This window comes from Metabacillus endolithicus (assembly GCF_023078335.1).
GTDB classification, from domain to species: Bacteria; Bacillota; Bacilli; order Bacillales; family Bacillaceae; genus Metabacillus; species Metabacillus endolithicus.
Window position 1 is genome coordinate 4,278,365 of record NZ_CP095550.1, and the last position, 21,269, is coordinate 4,299,633.

A 21,269-nucleotide genomic window follows, 5' to 3' on the forward strand; every position below is an offset into this window, starting at 1 on the left:
CCCATTTGTCTTTTTTTTGTATCTCAACCGATTTGATCGATTAATGAGCGTAACATATCATCTTGTGGAGATTCTCCATATTTTTCAAACGGACAGCCTGAGTTTTTCACTCTGTTTAATACATGTTCTATTGTAAATTGTTCAACAGAAAGTTGTGGAGTAATTTCCTCCCAATATAGAGGGGCAGCGATATATGCACCTTCTTTTTTACCTCGAAGAGAATATGGAGCAATAATTGTTTTACCCTCGGCGTGTTGAATATAATCCACATACAACCGGTTTCCACGATTTTTCTTCATCCGTTCAATAGTAAAATCATCAGGAAAACTTGTTACCAAAAATTCAGCAATAAAACCTGTGAACTTTCTTGTTTCTTCATAAGTTAGAGAATTTTTGGAAATAGGTATATGGATTTGTAATCCTTTATTACCTGATAATTTTGGAAAGGTTGTTAACTGAAATTTGTCAAAAATCTTTTTCATTTCTAATGAAGCTTTAATAGCTAAGTGAAAGTATTCTTTAGAAGGAGGATCTAGATCAAATACGATTTCAGTTGGGTTACTAGTATCGATTGTTTGAAATGGTATATGATATTCAAATGCTAATTGATTCCCCAACCAAATTAATGTTGATAAATTATTACAAACAATATAATCAATATCCTCATGTTTTTTTGTTTGTATAAAGTCAGGTGCATAGTCAGGGCAATTTTTTTGATAAAAGGCTTCACCGAACATTCCATGTGGAAAACGGATGACAGTTAACAGTCGATTTTGTAAGAATGGCAGCATATATTGAGAAATTTGATATAAATAACTTAAAAATGTCTCCTTTTTTAAGTCAACCGTTTCCCATAAAGGTTTGTCTGGATGTGTGATTGAAATTTCTTGATGAATAGGTGCAGTTTTAAGTAAAAGCATGTCCCATGTACAATCTTCCACATGATAATCAAATCGAAATGTAAAAAAAGACGGTTCTCTTAGCTGATCTTTATATAGGGATAAAAACTGTAATTCAACCACAATTGCTGGTTTAATCTCAATAAAATTAGCTGTTTCCGAATGTTTGTTTTCTCGGATAATTTGCAGAAGTGCATGGCGTTCTTGACTGGAAATTCCATGAGAAAACACTCCTACTTGTATAATGTTATTTTTTGAATAAACCCCAACATGAAAGTAACCATTTTCTTTATCATAACCAGTAATAAAAAAACAGGCTCTTTTATAATTCTTAATTTTTAGCCACTGCTTCGTCCGAACGCCTGCTTCCCATTTCCCTTTTTGCTGCTTCGCAATAACGCCTTCTCCATCTTCTAACTTCATCTCTTTCCAAAGGGTTGAATAATCGGTTGTACAGGGAACATACTGTAAAAGATTAGAAGTTTTAGTATCAACAGTAGTACCGAGCTTTAACGCCTTAAAAAGATTTTTCAACTCAGACTTTCTTTCTTTGAAAGTATTTGATTGTAATGAATTACCTTTTAATTTAAGTAAATCAAAGGCTAGAAATCGACAAGGATGTTTCTCTGCTTCATGAAGTATTTTTTCCTTGTTTTTTAACCTGCCTCTAATTTGAAGCAATTCAAAGTTTGAAAAATGGGGAGTTTCAAGATAAACGAGTTCTCCATCCAATGTAATTGGTAAAAATGGCTCGAAAGCTTTATGTATTTTTTTAACTTCATTTATAATTTCTGGAAAGTTGTCATTTAGTGATTTTTCATTTCTACTCATTAACTCAATGGAGGTGTTTGTAATAGTTAATATCGAGCGAAATCCATCATATTTCGTTTCGTAAATCCAATCTGAACCAGTTGGAATATCTGCGTGTAATGTAGGAAGCATTGGTTTCATGATTTTCCCCCTAAAAGTTGATAATCGTAAGTATCTAATTCTTAATATGGACAGATCTAGCATGAAACATGAAAGGAGAGAGGTATTTTTGAACAAAGCTGTATTTTTGGATCGAGATGGTGTAATTAATGAGGTGTTAACCAAACGGGTAAAGTTTGTTAATAAACCAGAGCAAATGTATTTGCTTGAAGGTGTTGGTGAAGGGATAAAAATGTTAAACGATGCAAACTTTTTAGTCTTTGTTGTAACAAACCAAGGTGGAGTTGGATTGGGGTATATGAAGGAAGAGATGTTAAAAAAGGTACATGAAAAAATGAAGAAAGATATTAATGAGTACGGTGGGAAAATTGATGATATTATTTATTGCCCTCATAAACCACATGCCGGCTGTGCTTGTCGCAAGCCGGAACCTGAGATGCTCCATACACTTGCGAACAAGCATCAAGTTTCTTTAAAAGAAAGTTACATGATTGGTGATCGTGATGTTGATATTATGGCAGGGAAGCAAGCCGGAGCAAAGACAATTTTAATTGGAGATGAAGAAGGGTTAGCGGATAAACATTTTCCCTCTTTGTATGAAGCCGCAGAATGGATTATTGCTCACTAAAAAGCGATCGGAAGTGTTCCGGTTGCTTTTTATTATTCAGAATATTATTGCAACCTTTTTTACTACATGGTATTCTATTAACGTGAAAACGCTTGCAACAAAAGAGATTTCGGGAATTTGGAAATCTTTATTATTTTAACTTTTTGTGCAAACGTTTCCGCAATTAACGACAAAAATTAGGGGAGGTAAAGAAATTTGAACGTAAAAGAAAGAAGGTCATTAACGTATTTAGTTGTTTTAATTATGTTTTTACAGCTGTTTTCAGGTCTTTTTCCTTATGCAAACGCTAGCGCACAGGTCATTAGTCCTGTCATTGAAGAAGATGGCAGTGTAACATTTCATTACAATCAGACAGACGAATCATCGGTATTTGTCATCGGCAGTTTCAATGGATGGGATTTATCAACTGCAGTTGAAATGACGTTAGAAAATGGGGTCTTTTCTGCTACTATTTCAGATCTGGAGCCAGGAGATTATGAGTATAAGTTTCTTATTAATAATCGTACATGGGATGAAAGCAGCACCGATCCGCTTAATCCAAATACAGCTGACGGAAATTCTACCTTTACGATAGAATCAACAGAGCCTGTGAACGTTCAATCAGCTCTAATGGACTCATTTAGTGAGATTCTTGTTACAACAAATAAGAATTTTGGTGAGAAGGAATTTGTTTTAACAGATGTTGCTGAAAATAAGGTTATAGAAACAACTGTAACAAAAGTGGATGATAAGAAAGTCAAATTGATTCTTACTGATGAATCAAGTGTAGATGTAAGAAAAGTGTATAAAGTATCATTAGGTGGTTCTGAGGGTACAAAGGTAGTAATGCGTAACATATTAAATGATGACAGCTTTTTTTATGCCGGAAATGATTTAGGATATACGTATTCTTCTAGTAAAACAACTTTTAAACTTTGGGCACCAACTGCAACAAAAGTAAGTCTAGCAATCTATGAAGAAGCAGGTACCTATGAAGGTCCTTTTGTTTCTGACCATACAGGCGGTACAGAAAAGCTCATGACGAGAGCGGACAATGGTGTTTGGTCATTAACAGTTGATGAAGACTTGAAAAATAAATACTATATGTACAAACTCGATTTCGCTGATGGAACTTCTCATTATGCTGTTGATCCATACGCACGCTCTACTTCTGCTAATGGACAAAGAGCTGCGATTGTAGACTTAGACAGTACTGATCCAACGGGATTTGACCCTGCAGATAAACCTGCAGTAGTTTCTCCAGCTGATGCCATTATCTATGAACTCCATGTAAGAGATTTCTCAATCGATGAGCAATCAGGTATGGAGAATAAAGGGAAATACTTAGCTTTTACCGAGACAGGTACAACAGGTACTAACGGTGTAAAAACAGGTGTGGATTCTTTAAGAGAATTAGGTGTTAACTATGTTCACTTATTGCCAACGTATGACTTTGGATCAGTGAATGAATTAACGGTCAACGACCCAAATTCTTCGGATGTTAAGTTTAACTGGGGCTTATGATCCAATTCACTTTAATGTACCAGAAGGCTCGTATTCTAGTGATCCTATGGACCCGACTAGTAGAATTAAAGAATACAAGAGAATGGTTCAATCTTTACATGATAATGGAATACGTGTTATAGCAGATGTTGTTTATAATCACACTTATATGAATGAATCAACACAGCTTGAAGGAAGCTCACCCTTTGATCTTATTGTGCCTGGTTATTATTATCGTACAGATGATGCTGGACATATTACAAATGGATCTGGTACAGGTAATGAAGTGGCCTCTGAACGACCAATGGTCCGTAAGTATATCAAGGATTCTGTGCAATATTGGGCGACTGAATTTGGAATTGATGGATTCCGATTTGATTTAATGGGTCTCATCGATCAAAAAACAATGCAGGAATTAACGAAAGAACTACAAAATAAAGTAGATCCTAATGTGTTAATTTATGGAGAGCCATGGACAGGTGGTTCAACTAGTCTTCCATCTTCTATGCAGCACGTTAAAGGCTCTCAAAAAGATCAAGGATATGCTGTTTTTAATGATAATATTCGCGGAGCTATTAAAGGTGATAGTGATGCAGCTGGAACTGGCTTTGCAACAGGTGCTTCTGGAAAAGAGGGAGACATTGTTGAAGGTGTAAAAGGAGCAATTGATCAGTTTACAAACAAACCACAGGAGAGCATCACATATGTAACTGCACATGATAATTTGAACCTATGGGATAAATTAATGAGAGTGGCTGGTACTGATACGGATCATGAATCAGATCAATATGATCCTCATGCAGTTATTACAGAGGAAGATGCTTTAAAGAATGAATGGGTAAAACGTAGTCTTTTAGCAAATGGAATTGTATTAACTTCTCAAGGCATTCCATTTCTTCATGCTGGTGAAGAGATGCTTAGAAGTAAATATGGTGTTCATAATAGCTATAAAAGTTCCCGACAGTATTAATAAGATACGTTGGGAATTAAAGAACGACTATCAATCTGTTTTTACTTACTACAAAGGATTAATTGAACTACGTAAAAAACATGCTGCTTTTAAAATGGATTCGAAGGAAGAAGTACAATCACATTTACAAGTATTAAAACAGAATGAAAATGTTGTGGCATATCAACTAAAAGATCACGCGAATAATGATACATGGAAAAATATCGTTGTCATTTATAATGCGAATAAAACGGCAAAAGAGGTAGCATTACCTGTAAACGGACATTGGAATATTGTGGTTGATCATACATCAGCTGGTACTGAAACAATTCGTACAGTTAATTCAGACAAAGTAACTGTTGAAGGTCTTTCCATGATGGTTCTTTATGATCAATCAGAAGCAGAATACACACCTGTGCCGACAAATATTGAAGTAAACCCTGATATATTTGCAATTAATCCTGGTGAAACAAAAGGTGTTAGTGCATATGTGAAGGACCAAAACGGTCGAGTTATGTTAGGAGAAGATTTAACATGGACTTCATCAAATGAAGCAGTTGCGACTGTAAATAACGGTCGAGTTGTTGGTGTAACAGAAGGAACTGCCATTATTACCGTAAAAGCAGGAGAGATTCAAGCGAAAATTGAAGTAACGGTGGAAACACTTGTACCGGATACAATTTCAATTGTCGGAAATGACTCAGTATTTGAAACATATTCAACACAACTATCAGCTCATGTGAAGGACCAATTTAATCAAGATTTATTAGATTCAAAAGTAACATGGTCATCCTCTGACAAAACGATTGCAACTGTTGACAATAGCGGAAAGGTGACAGGAATCAAACCAGGTAATGTTGTTATTACAGTTACTTCAGGAGATGCACAAGCAACTTTTGATATAAAGGTTAAGGAAAATGTTAAACGTTATGTGCGTATTAAGTATGTGAGACCTGACGGTGACTTCACTGGTGATTTTGGTGCTTGGAATCTGTGGGTATGGAATACAGGTGTAAAAAACGACCAAATTGATTTTGAAACAATTGAAGGTGATACAGCTATAGCAAATGTTGAAATTGCACCTGAAACCGAGTCAATTGGCTTCTTAGTAAGAAAAGGAACAGATTGGAACACAGCTAAGGTTTCACCTGATAGTGATGACCACAACGTGATAATTAATCGTGATGATATTATAACAAAGGTAACTGTTGTGACAGGTGTTGCAGGTCAAACAGTTGTACCAACTGTGAAAGGTCCTGATTTACAAGATGGAAATGTTACGTTCTATTATAGAGATGAAGAACTTTTCCAAAATGATGAAATGCATACGATTGATGATGTGAAGGTAAAAGTTAATGGTCAAGAATATCAAATGGAATATAGTGAACAAAATGAGTATTTTACTTATAAATTAGAGAATTTAGAGGAAGGTTCACATGAATATTCCTTTTTAGTGACAACAGACGGCGAAACTAAAGAAGTAACCGACCCAAAGAATACGAAAAATGGCAAATCAATTATTACTTATACTCGTCCAGACTTAAACATTGAAACTATGGTTTCTCCTTCTGAAATCACATATGATGAAAACACTGTTTTAAAAGTAAATGTAACATCCGAGGATCAAGTTAGCATAAAAGAAATTACGGCTGATTTGTCAGCATTGGGTGGAAAGAACAAGGTTGAAATTGATCCTACAGTAGGTGCTGTTTCAATAGGTGCTAACGAGTCGGTGACAGCTGGAGAAAAGGAAATTGTCATCAATGTAGTTGATGAGTTCGGAAACACTCACAAAAAAACAGTGATAGTAACGATCAAGCCAGAACAAGTTGTAGGAGATAAACTAGACTTTGATTGGGATGAGGCAAGAATTTATTTTATGCTAACAGACCGTTTTAAAGATGGTGATCCATCTAATAACGGCGGAGTAGAATATGATCCAACACACTCAGAGGCATATCATGGTGGTGACTTCCAAGGGATCATTGATAAGCTAGACTATATTGAAGACCTTGGTATTAATACAATCTGGATATCACCAATTGTTGATAATATTGACTTCAATAAAGGCTTAGATTTCAACACGACAGAAGGGCTTTAAAGCAAAACAGTATGGTTACCACGGATACTGGGCAAAGGATTTTACAACGTTAGATGAGCATTTAGGTGATATGAAAACTTTCCAAAAACTTATCGAAAAAGCACATGATCGTGGAATAAAAATTATGCTAGATGTGGTTGTAAACCATGCAGGATATGGAATGGATGGGGAAGTCTGGGAAACTTGGAAAGCAGATTCTGAGAATCTTCCAACTGAAGAAGAATTAGCTGAATTTGGCGGTATGCTTCGAACAGTCGATGAGGATCCAACAGTACGTGGTGAACTAGATTATTTACCAGATTTTAAAACAGAAGATCCTGCAGTGCGCCAACAAATCATAGACTGGCAAACAGCTTGGCTTGAAAAAGCGAAAACGAAACGTGGAGATACAATTGACTTCTTCCGCATTGATACAGTTAAACATGTAGAAGATGCAACATGGCAGGCATTGAAAAATGATTTAACTTCTATTGATCCTGAATTTAAAATGATTGGAGAATATTGGGGAGCAAGTATCAATAATGATGGGGGATACTTAGGAACTGGTCAAATGGATTCACTATTAGATTTTGATTTTAAAGAAAAAGCAAAATCCTTTGTAGATGGTTCCATTGATAGTGTTGAAACATATTTACAAGACAGAAACAAGCAACTTTCAAACACAGCAACACTAGGGCAATTTTTAAGCAGTCATGACCAGAATGGTTTCTTAACGGAATACGTGAATGGGGATGTTGGGAAGCTGAAGGTTGCATCCTCTCTACAAATTACATCGAAAGGTCAACCTGTTATTTACTATGGTGAAGAACTAGGACGATCTGGGAAATCGGATTGGGAGAAAGATACCGATGGAAATGTAGTGGCATTTGGTCAAAATAGAGGTGATATGCCATGGGAACTTTATGAAAATAAAGATCCTGAAGCAATGGCTTTACATGATCATTACTCTAAACTTCTAAATATTCGTAAAGATTTTTCTGAGGTCTTCTCAAAGGGTACAAGAGAAAAAGTTGCTGGTGGAGACTCTGATAAATACATTGTTTTCTCAAGAGAATATAATGATGATCGACTATTAGTTGGCCTTAATACAACATCAGAAAAGAAAGAAGCTACTTTCAAAGTGGACTTTGCTCCAAAAACAAAGTTAACAGATCTTTACAGTGGTAAAAAATACAAAGTTAGTAAAAATCAAGAAATAACGATAGAATTACCTTCAAAAGATCAAGGTGGTACAGCCATTTTGGCAGAATTTACTCCAGGTAAATCGAATAAAAAACAAAAAGACCATAAGAAGAATTAATAAATGGTAAAATGTTGAAAGATATGAAAGAAGTCTGATGAGATTTTCATCAGACTTTTTTCGATTAAGAACAAGACTGTGGAGATAAAGTGATCCTGCATTAGGTAGGATCTTTCTAGCTGAATTTAGTAGAATCTTATAAAGGCTCCCTTTTTAGAATAATTAAGCTTTTTTACGTACTGTTTTTGTTTTCTTTCCAGCTGTAGCTGCATTGGTTGTTGTTGCAGTAGATGCAGCAAGATCATCTCCTGCAGCTTTTGCTTGTTTTGCGGGTTTTGCTTTTGGTTGTGGTTTTTTCGTTTTTTCAATACTAGCCTGAAGGGCGCTCATTAAGTCGACTACATTTTGTCTAGGAGCTGCTTCTGCTGAAGGAGTTTTTCCTTCGTTTTGATTTACCTTACGTTCAATTAGTTCTTGAAGCGCTAAACGGTAATCATCTTTGTATTTTTCAGGTTCAAATGTTGTTGTTAGTTGATCAATCAGCATGATGGCAGTTTCAAGCTCTTTTTCACCAACTTCAACTTGCTCGGGAACACTCGGTACTTCTTTTACATTTCTCACTTCATCAGGATAGTGAACAGTTTCCATAACAATGCAATTTTCATAAACTCGAACCATTGCCAGCTGCTGTTTTGAACGAATTGTAATCTCAGCAATCCCGATTTTTCCCGACTTTGTTAATGCTTCACGAAGAAGACCGTATGCTTTTCCACCGTTTTCTCCAGGGCCAATAAAGTATGAACGATTAAAATAAATAGGATCTATATCATTGATACTAACAAAGTCAATAATTTCAACTGTTTTGTCTTCATGCTCATCTTTCAATTCTTTTAATTCTTCCTCAGTTAGAACAACATATTTTCCCTTAACATATTCATATCCCTTTACAATTTCATCTGGAGTAACTTCTTCATCACAATTCGGACATGTTTTTTCATATTGAATTGGAGAGTGACATTTTTTATGAAGAGTTCTAAGTTTTATATCCTTGTCTTCAGTAGCTGCATAAAGCTTTATAGGAATATTAACGAGTCCGAAGCTAATTGAACCTTTCCACATTGTGTGCATCTACGATCCCTGCCTTCGTCAAATGTTTATTTAGTACTTAGCTTCAGTTTTATACAGTGCTTTCATAAGTAGAAATAGCTACCAATTAAAAAAAGAGCAGAAAAAGTCCTGCTCAAAGTTAAAATGTCCCCATTTGTTGAAGCACAATAATAACTACACCGAGAATCCAAACATACACAGCAAATAATTTTAATGACTTGTTCTTTACGAATGAAATCATAAACTTGACCGCAATATAGCCAAAGATAGCAGAAGCAAGCGTTGCGATAAACATGGATGTTAAACTTATTTGTGGGACATTTCCAGATGCTATATCCTTTAATTGGAAAATAACTCCTCCACAAATGGCTGGAATAGATAGTAAGAAGGAAAAGTAAGCAGCTGCTTCTTTGTCCATTTTTCGCATTAGAGCTCCAACTATGGTCATTCCAGACCGAGATATGGCTGGGAAAATCGCAAATGCTTGAAAGCTTCCAATAAAAAAAGAATCAAAAAGAGAAATGTCTTCTACTTTTTTTGCTCCATTTTTAATGGAATCAGCAAACCATAAGAAAGCACCTGTTATTAGAAATTCCCATCCAATTGTAACGCCTGATTTTGAAATGCTATCAAAATAGTCACTGAACAAGACACCAGCAATAACGGCAGGGATTGTTCCAATAACTAGAAGAGCAGTAATACGGCTAAAAGGGTTTTTAATTAGTTTTAGTAAAATATCTTTATAAAAAACAACTAAAGCGATAAGTGTACCAAGATGGAGCATGGTGTCTAAAAATAAGTTCCCCGCTTCTTCCAGTCCAAAGAAATTGCGGCCTAAATATAAATGCCCCGTGCTACTAATCGGAATAAATTCAGTTAAACCTTGGATAATTCCTAATATGATTGCTTGAAGCCAATCCATTTTTCATACCCCCCATTAAAACAATGCTTGTCTGTATACATGAATATGTGTAATATATAAGCTTGTAGAACAACTTATTGGAAAATAGGTGATATAGTGGAAGAATTAATTCTTTCTATGCTTGAACAGTTTAAAGAACTTTCTTATTTTGGAATTATGCTGGCATTAACGTTTGAATTCGTACCAGCTGAGTTAGTACTACCTCTTGCTGGTTATTGGGTTTATGAAGGTGATATGACATTATGGGGGACAGTTCTTGCAGGCACAGTAGGTGGAACGTTCGGGCCATTGACTCTTTATGCAGTTGGAAGATATGGTGGAAGACCATTTATCCTTAAGTTTGGAAAATACTTTTTCATTAATGAAGAAAAGCTTACTAAAGCAGATGAATTTTTTGAGAAGAATGGTGCAATGGTTGCTTTTACAGCAAGATTCTTACCTGGAGTAAGAACGTTGATCTCCATTCCATGTGGTATGGCAAAGATGAATGTTTGGGTTTTCTCTATCTATACGTTTGTTGCAATGCTGCCGATTACTTTTATTTATGTTTATCTTGGATTTAAGCTAGGAGAAAATTGGAAGAACGTAGGTGAGCTTGCAAACCAATATATCCTTCCTGCCGGTATAGCAGTTCTCGTTATATTCGTTGCTTATAAATTAATTACTCGTAAAAAAAAGAAAACTTATAGAGAACAACATAAAACAGCTTCAAAAAAACATTAGAATAGGTTGACTATAAAATCCAACGGCATTGTTGCCATGATCGGAATTTAAATATGCTCTGCAAGACCTTTGCCTACATTGGCAAGGGTCTTTTTTGTTGTCTCATTTGTAAACAAGGGTAAATAATATAAGTCAATCGATAAAAGAGTGTCACGAAAAACTTGAAAATATTTATTCAATATGTCAAATGTGTAACAAATTATAGGTCTTAAATCCTTAAAATGAAAAAAAACTATAAAATTTAATTTCTACACCCTTAAGTTAAAAAAAGAATTCGAAACTATGTATTGAAACGAAAAAACACTAAGGAGGATTTGGTGAAACCGCATTGCATCAAATGAAATTCATGTGTAATTTATTGGGAATCGGCGATTTCTCTGAAAAAAGTTCATACGATCTGCTAAAATGCATTTATAGTCTGATTTAATATCAATAGGTCTAAAGTAATTTGTTTTGTAACAATTGACTTTCTTTTGTAGAAATTCAGAAAGATAGTTTCATATATCTTCCTTTGCGGTCCCTCTATAATTTAGCTATTATAGACAAAGTAATATAGGGGAAACAGAGGTGAACCGCCATGCTTAGCCTTTTGTTTAGACTAGGTAAGAAAAAGCGAACATTAGAAGAAACGGTTCTCCTAATTCAAAAGGGAGACCTTCAATTACAAAATGAATTAATTGAACAATATAAGCCATTTGTTGCTAAAACAGTATCATCTGTTTGTAAAAGATATATTAGTGAAAATGATGATGAATTTAGTATAGGTTTAATTGCGTTTAATGATGCTATTGAAAAGTATTCTACAGATAAAGGAAGCTCTCTGTTAGCATTTGCAGAATTAGTTATAAAAAGAAAAGTGATTGATTACATTCGGAAGGAAGCTCGTAATCCTTACACGGTTAACTTAGATCTGCAAGAGCACGAAGAAGGAGAGTATTCTCAAAGTAAAATTGAATCAGATTTATCAATTGATGAGTACACGAAGGCAATTGAACAAGAGCATCGAAAAGAAGAGATCATATTTTTTCAACACTGTTTAAACGATTTTAATTTAACCTTTGCTGAAATATTAGATCAATCACCAAAGCATTTTGATGCACGTCAAAATGCCATCATGGTTGCAAAGGAAGTCGTCAAGGATGATGACCTACGACATCACCTTTTTACTAAAAAACAACTTCCGGTTAAGCAACTAGAAGCAAAAGTAGCAGTAAGTCGTAAGACAATTGAGAGAAATAGAAAATACATCATTGCAATGGCCATCATCCTTTCAGGGAATTTCGTCTATTTAAAAGATTATATTAAAGGGGTGCTAGATTCATGAAAAAGGGAGTCGTCGTAGAATATAGTGATGACTTTGTTACGTTGCTCACCCCGGATGGGCAATTTTTAAAAGCTAAGAATAATGAAGGTGTCTATGAATTAGGGGAAGAAATATCTTTTTTTCCTGTAGTGGATAAACGTGAAGAAGTTATCAGAAAGAGAAAAAGAAATCACATCCTCAGCTATTTTAGTACTCGAATGGCGAAGGCAGGGGCTATATCAGCAATTGCTATCATATTTTTTATGATTAGTTTTCTTCCATTTTTCCAAAATGATCAGGTATATGCCTACATGTCCATTGATATTAACCCAAGTTTTGAGGTGGGGGTTGATGATCAACTAAATGTGATTTCTTTAGAACCACTAAATGACGAGGCTAACAAGCTAATGGAAAAGGTTTCGGACTGGGAAAATAAACCTTTTGATGAGATTGTTGATCGAATCGTTGGTGAATGTAAGTTAGAAGGGTACGTTTATCCTGGTAAGGAAATTGTTATAACGACAGTGGTTAATGAAGAAGATAAAAAGGCGCAAAATGAGCTTCAAGAGGATATTAGTAAAATCCGCTCTTCGTATGAAGAAGACCAGATGATTGTTAAAACAATTGAAGCTGATCAAGAAACTAGAGAAAAAGCTCAAAAACAAGGGGTTTCGACTGGTAAATATATTGAATTAACTGAAAAAGAGGTAAAACCAGTTAAGGAGAAAGAGACAACACCAGTGGAACAAAACAATACTCCTTCAACCCAAGAAAAAGAAGATACAACAACTACTGATCCAGTAAAACAGGAAACTTCAACAACAGTTGAAGAAAATCAACAAACAAAAGATGAACTAAATTCAAAAGCAAAAGAAAAGTTAAATGAAGTGAAAAATGAGCTAAAAGGGCAGAAAAACGAACAAAAGCAAAATAAAGGCAATCAAGTAAGTAACAATAATCGTGACAAACAAAAACAGAAAAACAACAATCGACATAATCACGATGACGATGACGATGATCGTGATAATCGAAAAGACAGAAAAAATAGAGATCATAATGATGATGATGATGATGATGATCGGCATAAAAGATGGAACTCGAATAAAGATAGAGATCGAGATGACCGTGAAGAAAGAAAAAGAAACAACAACCGTGATGATGATTAAGGCTGATCCAAATGGACCAGCCTCTTTACCATATTATTCAGTTCTTTGTCCGTTTAGTTGTGATTGTGCTTGTGCAACTAAACGCTTAGTAATTTCGCCGCCAACAGATCCGTTTGCACGGGAAACTGTATCTGAACCTAGGTTTACACCAAATTCATTTGCAATTTCATATTTAATTTGATCCAGAGCTTGCTCAATCCCTGGTACAAGTAACTTATTGCTGCTTCTAGCCATTTGGAACACTCCTTTAGATGATTGTTCTGAGCTGATAAAGTTTTCGATTTTTCAGCCTTACTCATAAGGTATCTTTCATTGTTAGTTTCTATACTGGAAAAGTTTAGACTAAGTCTATGACTTTTTTATAAGTAGATTATTTCTTACCCCTAATGAAATTAATGTACATGAGCATCATGATTAATTGAGCCTTTCATTCAAATATACTTGTGCTCTTGTTTGCAAATGAGAAGCTGTTACTGCTAAAACAGTTGTTACAAGAATTCGTTCGATCGTTTTCCACTGACTTTCAGTAAGTTCACTAAATTTCTTTGGTACCGCATTTACTTCTTCTACTATTTGTTGTTCCAGTGTTTGTCCTCTAAGTGGGAGTTTTTCCAGTTTCTCAAGAATTGTTCCATACATTTCATAAAACATAATCGGATTGATTAAATCATCGCTTCGATCTGAAAGAGTGTTAAAAACTTCTGTAAGGACCTTTCGAATTTTTTCAAAGTCAAATACATACTTTAAATCTTTTACAATCAATAGCATAGCTGCTTGGTCAATTGAATATTTTTTACCAAGTTCAGGAGGCCCGATTAACCCTTTTACATCTCTTTTAATCCAGTTTTGAATGGAAGTTGACTTTAAAGATGTTAATTCACATAAATTTGCTAGTGACACAATTTCATTTGTAGACAGGCCAAACTCCTGTAAATTTCGCCGTTTACTAGCTTTTATTAAAAAAGCGGGAATATTTATATCAATTGGAGAAGTAAAGTTTGATGCTTTTTCTATAATAAGTAAAGGAGATTGTTTGGACTCGCCTTTAAGTGAATATAATAATGCTGTCATTTCTTTTCGTGTTAATTGTATAGTCATCTTGACACCTCTTTTTTAGTGGTCTCATCGGAAAGTATAATGTGATTTCATTTGAAAAACCTGTGGACATACCTCGATGTTAAGTATGTAACAAATTAGTGAACAATTTGTAAAGTGTAAATAAGTATCTTGCTTTTACACATAAAAGTTTCTATAATTTTATTATAGTATAAGTTCATGTGAACTTGAAATTATTTGGAGGTATTTATGGCTAAAAGAATTTTTCTATTTCTTTTATCAAATATTCTAGTCATTACAACGATTGGAATTGTTTTATCACTCTTTAACGTTTCTCCCTATCAAAATGTAAATGGTAATTTAGATTTGGTTAGTCTTTTAATTTTTAGTGCTGTGGTAGGTTTTACCGGTTCATTCGTATCACTTGCAATTTCTAGATGGATGGCTAAAATGATGATGGGTGTCAAAGTAATTAACCCTGATGGCCAACTATCACCTTATGAAAGAGATCTTGTTGAAAGAGTGTATCGATTGTCTCGAGCTGCCGGTTTAACAAAGATGCCTCAAGTTGGTATTTATCAATCACCTGAAGTAAATGCTTTTGCGACAGGATCTTCGAAGCGACGTTCTTTGGTGGCTGTATCAACGGGACTTCTTCAGGAAATGGATGATGATGCAATTGAAGGTGTATTAGCACATGAGGTGGCACACATCGCCAACGGTGATATGGTTACAATGACGTTACTACAAGGAATTGTCAATACGTTCGTTGTATTCTTTGCACGAATTGCTGCATGGGTAGCCTCTCGTTTTGTCCGAGAAGACTTGGCACCGATTGTTCATTTTATTGCAGTGATCATTTTCCAGATTGTCTTCTCCATTTTGGGAAGCCTGGTTGTGTTCGCATTCTCAAGATATCGTGAATATCATGCTGACCGTGGTGGAGCTGACTTAGCGGGCAAGGATAAAATGATACACGCGTTAAGATCTTTAAAACATTATACTCAACGTGTTAGAGACGACCAAGCATCTTTATCAACATTAAAAATAAATAGTAAAAAAGGGATGTCATTATTCTCTACACATCCTGATCTTGATGATCGTATAAGTCGATTAGAAGCTAAATAAATGAAAAAAAGAATGACAATGGAAGTGCCGTTGTCATTCTTTTTTGTACGATTTGAATCTATTTATTTTTATTGGATGAATTTGTGAAAAACAGATGCTTTGTTATTAGTGCTTGAAGATAAGGCGAGTTTTTCTAATAAAGCACTTTTCATTTTATCGTTTTTTCTTTATGATTATAGGACTTAGTTTTTTATATAGGAAATTGTTTTTGCAGGATAGGAATGAAGAATGAATGAATAAATTGAAATTTCAAATACAATCTTTAACCCCGGTACAATTAATTGTTTCATATTACTTTTTAGCTGTTACAGTTTCTGTTCTTTTATTAAGTTTGCCTGTGGCACATAAACCTGGTGTTGAGTTTGCTTTTATCGACAGGCTCTTTACTGCAGTTAGTGCTGTTAGTGTAACAGGTTTAACTGTAATGTCTACTGCAGATACATTTAGTGTACCTGGTATTTTTATATTAGCCTTTGTTTTACAATTCGGCGGGATAGGCATTATGACACTAGGAACATTTGTATGGCTTATTGTGGGTAAGAAAATAGGCTTAAAAGAACGCCAGCTAATCATGACTGACCAAAATCAATCCAACTTATCTGGTATCGTAAATTTAATTCGGCAAATTATTGTACTCATTCTTATTATTGAGTTAATTGGAGCGTTAATTTTAGGAACTTACTTCTTAAAATACTATCCAACATGGCAGGAGGCATATCTGCATGGATTTTTCACTTCGATTAGTGCAACAACAAATGGTGGCTTTGATATTACTGGTCAATCTTTAATCCCCTTTGCTGATGATTATTTTATTCAGTTTATTGTGATGATTTTAATTGTTTTAGGTGCAATTGGTTTTCCGGTATTAATTGAAGTGAAAGATTTTCTTTTTAATAAAAGTCAACGATTCCGTTTTACGTTGTTTACCAAAATAACTTCCATTACCTTTTTTGCTTTAATTTTGGGGGGCACCATTACAATTGCTGCTCTTGAGTATTCTTATTTTTTTAACGGAAAAGAATGGCATGAAACGTTTTTTTATTCTCTATTTCAATCAACAGCAACCCGAAGTGGTGGTTTAGCAACAATGGACGTTAGTATGTTTACAGATACGACGATTTTAGTTATGTGTGCGCTAATGTTTATTGGGGCATCTCCAAGCTCAGTTGGAGGGGGAATTCGAACAACAACATTTGCTTTAAATCTTTTATTTCTTTTTCATTTTGCAAGAGGAAATAAGTCCATTAAGATTTTTAAAAGGGAGCTTTATGAGGAAGATTTAATGAAGTCAGTCGTAGTAACAATGATGGCATTTCTAATATGTTTTTTTGCCCTCGTTATATTAGCGATAACAGAGCCTTTTGAATTTATAGAAATATTATTTGAAGTTTGTTCAGCATTTGGAACAACAGGACTATCGATGGGTATCACACCTGAATTAAGCTCAATTGGAAAAATTGTTATTATGATCTTAATGTTTATCGGTAGAATTGGTATACTTACGTTTTTGTATCTATTAGGAACTAAGGAAAGAAAAGCAAATTATCATTATCCAAAAGAGCGAGTAATCATCGGATAAATTGTGAAGGATTGATGCAGTGAGGCATCAATCCTTTTTTGAATTTCCTTTTATAGCTTAGTTAATCATTGTTATAGCTTACATCTTTATCGGGATGTGTAAAAGGCACTCCTTGAGGTCTTTTTTTAGCTTCAATTAAATCTCTATTTTCCGAAGTGTTCCAACCAATGTCGTTTGTCGGATGAACCCATTGATCACCAGCCATAATCGAGGGATCAATATCGTCACTCCAATGATTTAAAGGTGATTGTGTTGAGCTATAAATACTATCTCCAATTGTTACACCATACTCGTTAATAAAAGGTTTTTTCATTTTTATACCTGTTCCTTTCCAAGAAGGAGCATTTATCTGATGTGGTAGTGTTTCGTTTATTGTGAAGTTTTCATCTTTATGTTTTTTCAATTTCGTCACCTCATATGATTATTTTTGTAATATGTTGCCCGAAACTATAGAGGGAATTGTCTTTAAACCCATTTTCCGTTTTCTACCTATGATAGAAATGAGAAGTTCAGGTAAAAGTAAAAAAGTAATATCATAACAAGGCTTAGATAAAAGCTTAAAAATATGAGGTGATTCGTTTTGAAAAGAAAAGCGTTTAGAAATCAAGCTGCAAAACAAAATTTTACTCCTACTGAAAGCCTGCCTGATACTGAATTTGCAGAAATTAACGATGATCAGGATCCGATGAAGGGTGCCAACCGTAACTCTAAACAAGGAAAGCAAGGGAAGTAAAGATGACAAAAAAGAAAAATATGAAAAGTAAAGATATGCAAAATCATAAGAAACCGATGGAGACTGACATATTACAAGAAGAATTTGGTCAAGAAACTGGTGATGTTAACGCATCAAAGCTTTTTGAGGCAATAGCAGGAAATGAAAAAGCGGAGAAAAAAGAAGGTAAGCGAAAAAAATAAATAAAAGTGAGAGATGAAGAATCTCTCACTTTAGCTAACTTTTGTATCAAGCTCACTTGAAAGTACTGTATAAACGGTTGTGTTTGAATGAATAGCGTCATAATGAACAAGTACAAAGGAGTTTTCATTTATAATCTTACCTGTCTTCAAGTAATGATCTAAATTAAATGGTAAAGTTTCTAACACAGTATGTTTAAATAAATCTTTTTCAGAGAACTGTTTTTTAGCAAATTCTTCTCCTAAAAGAAGAGGGTTTTCTAGAACTGAGTGATAGATCTTACTTCTTTCTTGTTTTGATAAAGTTTCACTCCACCAAGGCTTACGAGGTTTATAATTTTGGTTTCGTAAATAATCATACTTCATAAAGCCGCTGGCAATTGTTAACTCGTTTCTCTTATTGCTTCCAAGGAAATCATATAAGTGTTTATACAAATCTTCAAGTTGATGGCCAATTCTTGTCCATCCTTTTTCATCCCAATATGTCCCAAAATCCTGAAAGAAATCAAATGGGGTTTGGAAAAGATGTGTTACTAAATATTCAATGGTTTCATCCATTCGATGGTCATTCCAATATTTCTCCAACACATCTTCAAGGTGTTTGATTTTCGTAATATCATCAAAGGATAGAACATTATTTTTAAGAATTTCATACGGAGAATGATCCATATAAACATAGCCGTGATGTTCAGCACGAAGGCGTAATCCTGTGCCTCTAAGCATCTTTAAGAAACCTAGTTGAAGCTCTTCAGGACGAAGTTCAAATACGTCATTAAATGTTTTCTTAAATGAATCATAATTTTCCTCAGGCAGACCTGCAATTAGATCAAGATGCTGATCAATCTTTCCGCCTTCTTTTACCATTGTCACCGTTCTTGTTAGCTTATTAAAGTTTTGTTTTCTCATAACAAGTTCGTTTGTAGCATCATTTGTCGACTGAACACCAATTTCAAAACGGAACAAACCCTTTGGGGCATGATCATTTAAAAATTGGATAACTTCCGGTCTCATAATGTCTGCTGTAATCTCAAACTGAAAAACAGTACCTGGTTTATGCTCATCAATAAGAAATTGAAACATTTCCATTGCATAACTACGACTAATGTTAAAGGTACGATCAACAAATTTTATCGTTTTTGCACCATTCTCCATAAGAAAACGAATATCTTCTTTCACTTTTTCACGATCAAAATAACGAACTCCAACTTCAATGGAGGACAGGCAGAACTGACAGCTAAATGGACAACCACGACTTGTTTCAATATATGTTACGCGTTTTGAAAGGTGTTGGAGGTCTTCTTCAAAGCGAAATGGAGAAGGTAGAACCTTTAGGTCAACTTTGTTTCGTTGCGGTTTAATCTGCACCTTATTTTCCTCGCGGTAAGCTATCCCACTAACATTATCAAAGTTTTGTTCCCCATTTAATTCATCCAGTAGCTGCTTGAACGATTGCTCTCCTTCACCTATGATAATGAAATCAACCTCTGGAATTTTATCCATCCACTCTTTAGTATCGTAGGTAACTTCAGGGCCACCTAAAACAATAATCAAAGAAGGATTAATTTTCTTAAGCATTTTAATCACTTTTATTGTTTCTTCAATATTCCATATATAACAGCTAAAACCGATAATTTCAGGCTTCTTAGCGTGTAAATCTGTTACGATATTCATGGCAGGATCTTTTATTGTGTATTCTGCCAGTTCAACTTCGTATTCAGGTTGTGCATAGGCTTTTAAGTAACGGATTGATAAGCTTGTATGAATATACTTAGCATTAAGCGTCGATAAAACAGTTTTCATTTTATTTATACACCACTTCGATTATTTTATTTATATAAGCTAGTTGTACTTTTAATACAGTAAAACCAAGGAACAGATTCATTCCACAATTACTTATTGTATCATAAATAATTTTAAAAACGTATATGTGTCATGTGGGCATGTATCCATAGTATGGAAAAGTTCTTTTAAAAACAAACCTAAAAAGAACAAGCATAATACTTGTTCTTTAGGAAGTGTCTATTTAAGTGACAAGCTCTTTAAGTAATAATGAATTCCTGAAGGTTTCATCTCTATAAAGGGACTTGTTAATTCTTTTACAACCTTAGTTGATAAAATTGATGTTAAAAGTATAGATAATGTTGTTAGCAGAACTATACTTTGAAAATCTCCCATCCAATCTACGGCATGTGTGTTTCTCATATATTGAATGATAAAGCCATGTAACAGATAAACATAAAATGTTCTAGTGCCCCATTCCGTGAAAAAGGTCTGTTTTGTAGGAATCAATGCTAAAAAGCTAAGAGAAGTTACAAGAGTTAAACTGTAGAATCCTAACCGAATAAATGCACTGCCTATTGTCAGATCACCGAATTGTGCATATGACTTTGAGCCAAATAGCCATTCATAATCAAAATCAGCAAAGAAATAAGTAATAAAGGTAATAGATAATAGGAAGAATGCGACTCCTCTAACATGCACTCTTGTTATATAGTCAAAATGTTCTCTTTTTAGGTAAAAACCTAGTAAAAATAGGGGAAAGAACACGAATGTTCTAGATAGACTTAAGTAATTACTTATATCTTCTAAATACCCAACTGAAAGCCCGATAATAAAGGCAATCGCAAGCGACCATGTAGCGGAAAGCCTCGTTGCACCAAATAAAAAAAGATTCCAGAAAAACAAACTAACTAAAAACCATAAAGACCAGTGAGGGTCTAGTGGATCAAGAACATTTGCATTTTGTTTCTCAACAAAAAAGTAATATACCGAATAGATTCCTTGAAAAATAAGATAAGGAAGTATTAGTTTTTTAGCGATTTTGCTTACATATCCTTTTTTCTTAAACCCTTTTGCGAAATACCCTGAGATAAGGATAAACGCAGGCATATGGAAGGTATAGAGAAATTTATATATGGTCATCATGATTGGACTTTCATCTATAAACGGCCGGATAACATGACCAAAAACAACTAAAAAAATTAATAAGAATTTTGCATTATCAAAATAGCTAACACGATTTTTCATGCGCTCACCTTTCCTTCAGAAGTTATAAATCGTAAAACTATCCTTCTATTCCCAAATTTGATATACGTTTAAACGGTACCTTTGTATCATTTTCCAAAAAGTTTATCTGTAAGATTG

General features: G+C 34.5%; 20 protein-coding genes. 12 read left to right on the forward strand and 8 right to left on the reverse strand.

Going from position 1 to position 21,269, the window contains the following annotated elements; all coding sequences use genetic code 11:
- Positions 1–23: 23 nt before the first annotated feature.
- Entirely contained in the window at positions 24–1,850 is a 1,827-nt protein-coding gene (locus MVE64_RS21685; protein WP_247341234.1) for a DNA ligase D, read from the reverse strand.
- Positions 1,851–1,911: 61 nt separating this feature from the next.
- Between MVE64_RS21685 and MVE64_RS21690 the strand changes: the two genes are divergently transcribed.
- The 5 genes from MVE64_RS21690 to MVE64_RS27565 all read left to right on the forward strand — a co-directional run bounded on the left by MVE64_RS21690 (position 1,912) and on the right by MVE64_RS27565 (position 8,289).
- Positions 1,912–2,457 carry a D-glycero-alpha-D-manno-heptose-1,7-bisphosphate 7-phosphatase gene (locus MVE64_RS21690; protein WP_269217424.1) on the forward strand — a complete coding sequence of 182 codons (546 nt, stop codon included), beginning with the start codon at positions 1,912–1,914 and terminating at the stop codon, positions 2,455–2,457.
- 195 nt (positions 2,458–2,652) lie between these two features.
- Positions 2,653–3,960, forward strand: a complete 1,308-nt coding sequence (locus MVE64_RS21695) for a hypothetical protein (RefSeq protein ID WP_247341236.1) — start codon at positions 2,653–2,655, stop codon at positions 3,958–3,960.
- Positions 3,935–4,909 carry an alpha-amylase family glycosyl hydrolase gene (locus MVE64_RS21700; RefSeq protein WP_247341237.1) on the forward strand — a complete coding sequence of 325 codons (975 nt, stop codon included), beginning with the start codon at positions 3,935–3,937 and terminating at the stop codon, positions 4,907–4,909. The genes MVE64_RS21695 and MVE64_RS21700 overlap by 26 nt, the downstream gene beginning before the upstream one ends.
- The gene (locus MVE64_RS27560; RefSeq protein WP_281730408.1) at positions 4,872–6,989 is read left to right on the forward strand and encodes an Ig-like domain-containing protein; all 2,118 of its coding nucleotides are present in this window, start codon (positions 4,872–4,874) and stop codon (positions 6,987–6,989) included. The genes MVE64_RS21700 and MVE64_RS27560 overlap by 38 nt, the downstream gene beginning before the upstream one ends.
- A complete protein-coding gene (locus MVE64_RS27565; protein ID WP_281730514.1) occupies positions 6,964–8,289 on the forward strand; it encodes an alpha-amylase family glycosyl hydrolase in 1,326 nt (441 codons plus the stop codon). The genes MVE64_RS27560 and MVE64_RS27565 overlap by 26 nt, the downstream gene beginning before the upstream one ends.
- Before the next feature lie 162 nt (positions 8,290–8,451).
- Here the strand turns inward: MVE64_RS27565 and ku are convergent, their stop codons facing one another.
- Both ku and MVE64_RS21715 read right to left on the reverse strand, forming a co-directional pair.
- Positions 8,452–9,357 (reverse strand): non-homologous end joining protein Ku, encoded by a 906-nt coding sequence (gene ku, locus MVE64_RS21710; protein WP_247341238.1) that lies wholly within the window; start codon positions 9,355–9,357, stop codon positions 8,452–8,454.
- Between the two features lie 118 nt (positions 9,358–9,475).
- Entirely contained in the window at positions 9,476–10,258 is a 783-nt protein-coding gene (locus MVE64_RS21715) for an undecaprenyl-diphosphate phosphatase (protein WP_247341240.1), read from the reverse strand.
- A 117-nt stretch (positions 10,259–10,375) separates the two neighbouring features.
- Between MVE64_RS21715 and MVE64_RS21720 the strand changes: the two genes are divergently transcribed.
- The 3 genes from MVE64_RS21720 to MVE64_RS21730 all read left to right on the forward strand — a co-directional run bounded on the left by MVE64_RS21720 (position 10,376) and on the right by MVE64_RS21730 (position 13,450).
- Complete coding sequence (locus MVE64_RS21720) at positions 10,376–10,981, forward strand: DedA family protein (RefSeq protein ID WP_247347182.1); 606 nt, start codon at positions 10,376–10,378, stop codon at positions 10,979–10,981.
- Positions 10,982–11,558: 577 nt separating this feature from the next.
- Positions 11,559–12,305, forward strand: a complete 747-nt coding sequence (sigI, locus tag MVE64_RS21725) for an RNA polymerase sigma factor SigI (RefSeq protein ID WP_098797751.1) — start codon at positions 11,559–11,561, stop codon at positions 12,303–12,305.
- Positions 12,302–13,450: an anti-sigma factor domain-containing protein gene (locus MVE64_RS21730; RefSeq protein ID WP_247341242.1), complete on the forward strand. Its 1,149-nt coding sequence runs from the start codon at positions 12,302–12,304 to the stop codon at positions 13,448–13,450. The genes sigI and MVE64_RS21730 overlap by 4 nt, the downstream gene beginning before the upstream one ends.
- A 33-nt stretch (positions 13,451–13,483) precedes the next feature.
- Here the strand turns inward: MVE64_RS21730 and MVE64_RS21735 are convergent, their stop codons facing one another.
- Together MVE64_RS21735 and MVE64_RS21740 are read right to left on the reverse strand one after the other, a co-directional pair.
- The gene (locus MVE64_RS21735) at positions 13,484–13,684 is read right to left on the reverse strand and encodes an alpha/beta-type small acid-soluble spore protein (RefSeq protein WP_098797753.1); all 201 of its coding nucleotides are present in this window, start codon (positions 13,682–13,684) and stop codon (positions 13,484–13,486) included.
- Positions 13,685–13,864: 180 nt separating this feature from the next.
- Positions 13,865–14,548 (reverse strand): DUF1836 domain-containing protein, encoded by a 684-nt coding sequence (locus MVE64_RS21740; protein WP_247341244.1) that lies wholly within the window; start codon positions 14,546–14,548, stop codon positions 13,865–13,867.
- 207 nt (positions 14,549–14,755) lie between these two features.
- Here MVE64_RS21740 and htpX point away from each other — a divergent pair, with 207 nt between their 5' ends.
- Positions 14,756–15,634, forward strand: a complete 879-nt coding sequence (gene htpX / locus MVE64_RS21745; protein ID WP_247341246.1) for a protease HtpX — start codon at positions 14,756–14,758, stop codon at positions 15,632–15,634.
- Between the two features lie 232 nt (positions 15,635–15,866).
- On the forward strand, positions 15,867–17,213 hold the full coding sequence (locus MVE64_RS21750) for a TrkH family potassium uptake protein (protein ID WP_247341248.1): 1,347 nt from the start codon (positions 15,867–15,869) through the stop codon (positions 17,211–17,213).
- Positions 17,214–17,274: 61 nt separating this feature from the next.
- Here MVE64_RS21750 and MVE64_RS21755 read toward each other — a convergent pair whose 3' ends face one another.
- Complete coding sequence (locus MVE64_RS21755) at positions 17,275–17,625, reverse strand: DUF3905 domain-containing protein (RefSeq protein ID WP_379050524.1); 351 nt, start codon at positions 17,623–17,625, stop codon at positions 17,275–17,277.
- 168 nt (positions 17,626–17,793) lie between these two features.
- Between MVE64_RS21755 and MVE64_RS21760 the strand changes: the two genes are divergently transcribed.
- Together MVE64_RS21760 and MVE64_RS21765 are read left to right on the forward strand one after the other, a co-directional pair.
- Entirely contained in the window at positions 17,794–17,946 is a 153-nt protein-coding gene (locus MVE64_RS21760; protein WP_247341252.1) for a hypothetical protein, read from the forward strand.
- Positions 17,947–17,948: 2 nt separating this feature from the next.
- A complete protein-coding gene (locus MVE64_RS21765) occupies positions 17,949–18,128 on the forward strand; it encodes a hypothetical protein (protein ID WP_247341254.1) in 180 nt (59 codons plus the stop codon).
- A 30-nt stretch (positions 18,129–18,158) separates the two neighbouring features.
- Here MVE64_RS21765 and MVE64_RS21770 read toward each other — a convergent pair whose 3' ends face one another.
- Positions 18,159–19,925, reverse strand: coding sequence for a B12-binding domain-containing radical SAM protein (locus MVE64_RS21770; protein WP_247341256.1), 1,767 nt, complete (start codon positions 19,923–19,925; stop codon positions 18,159–18,161).
- Positions 19,926–20,144: 219 nt separating this feature from the next.
- The gene (locus MVE64_RS21775; RefSeq protein WP_247341258.1) at positions 20,145–21,152 is read right to left on the reverse strand and encodes an acyltransferase family protein; all 1,008 of its coding nucleotides are present in this window, start codon (positions 21,150–21,152) and stop codon (positions 20,145–20,147) included.
- Positions 21,153–21,269 lie beyond the last annotated feature (117 nt).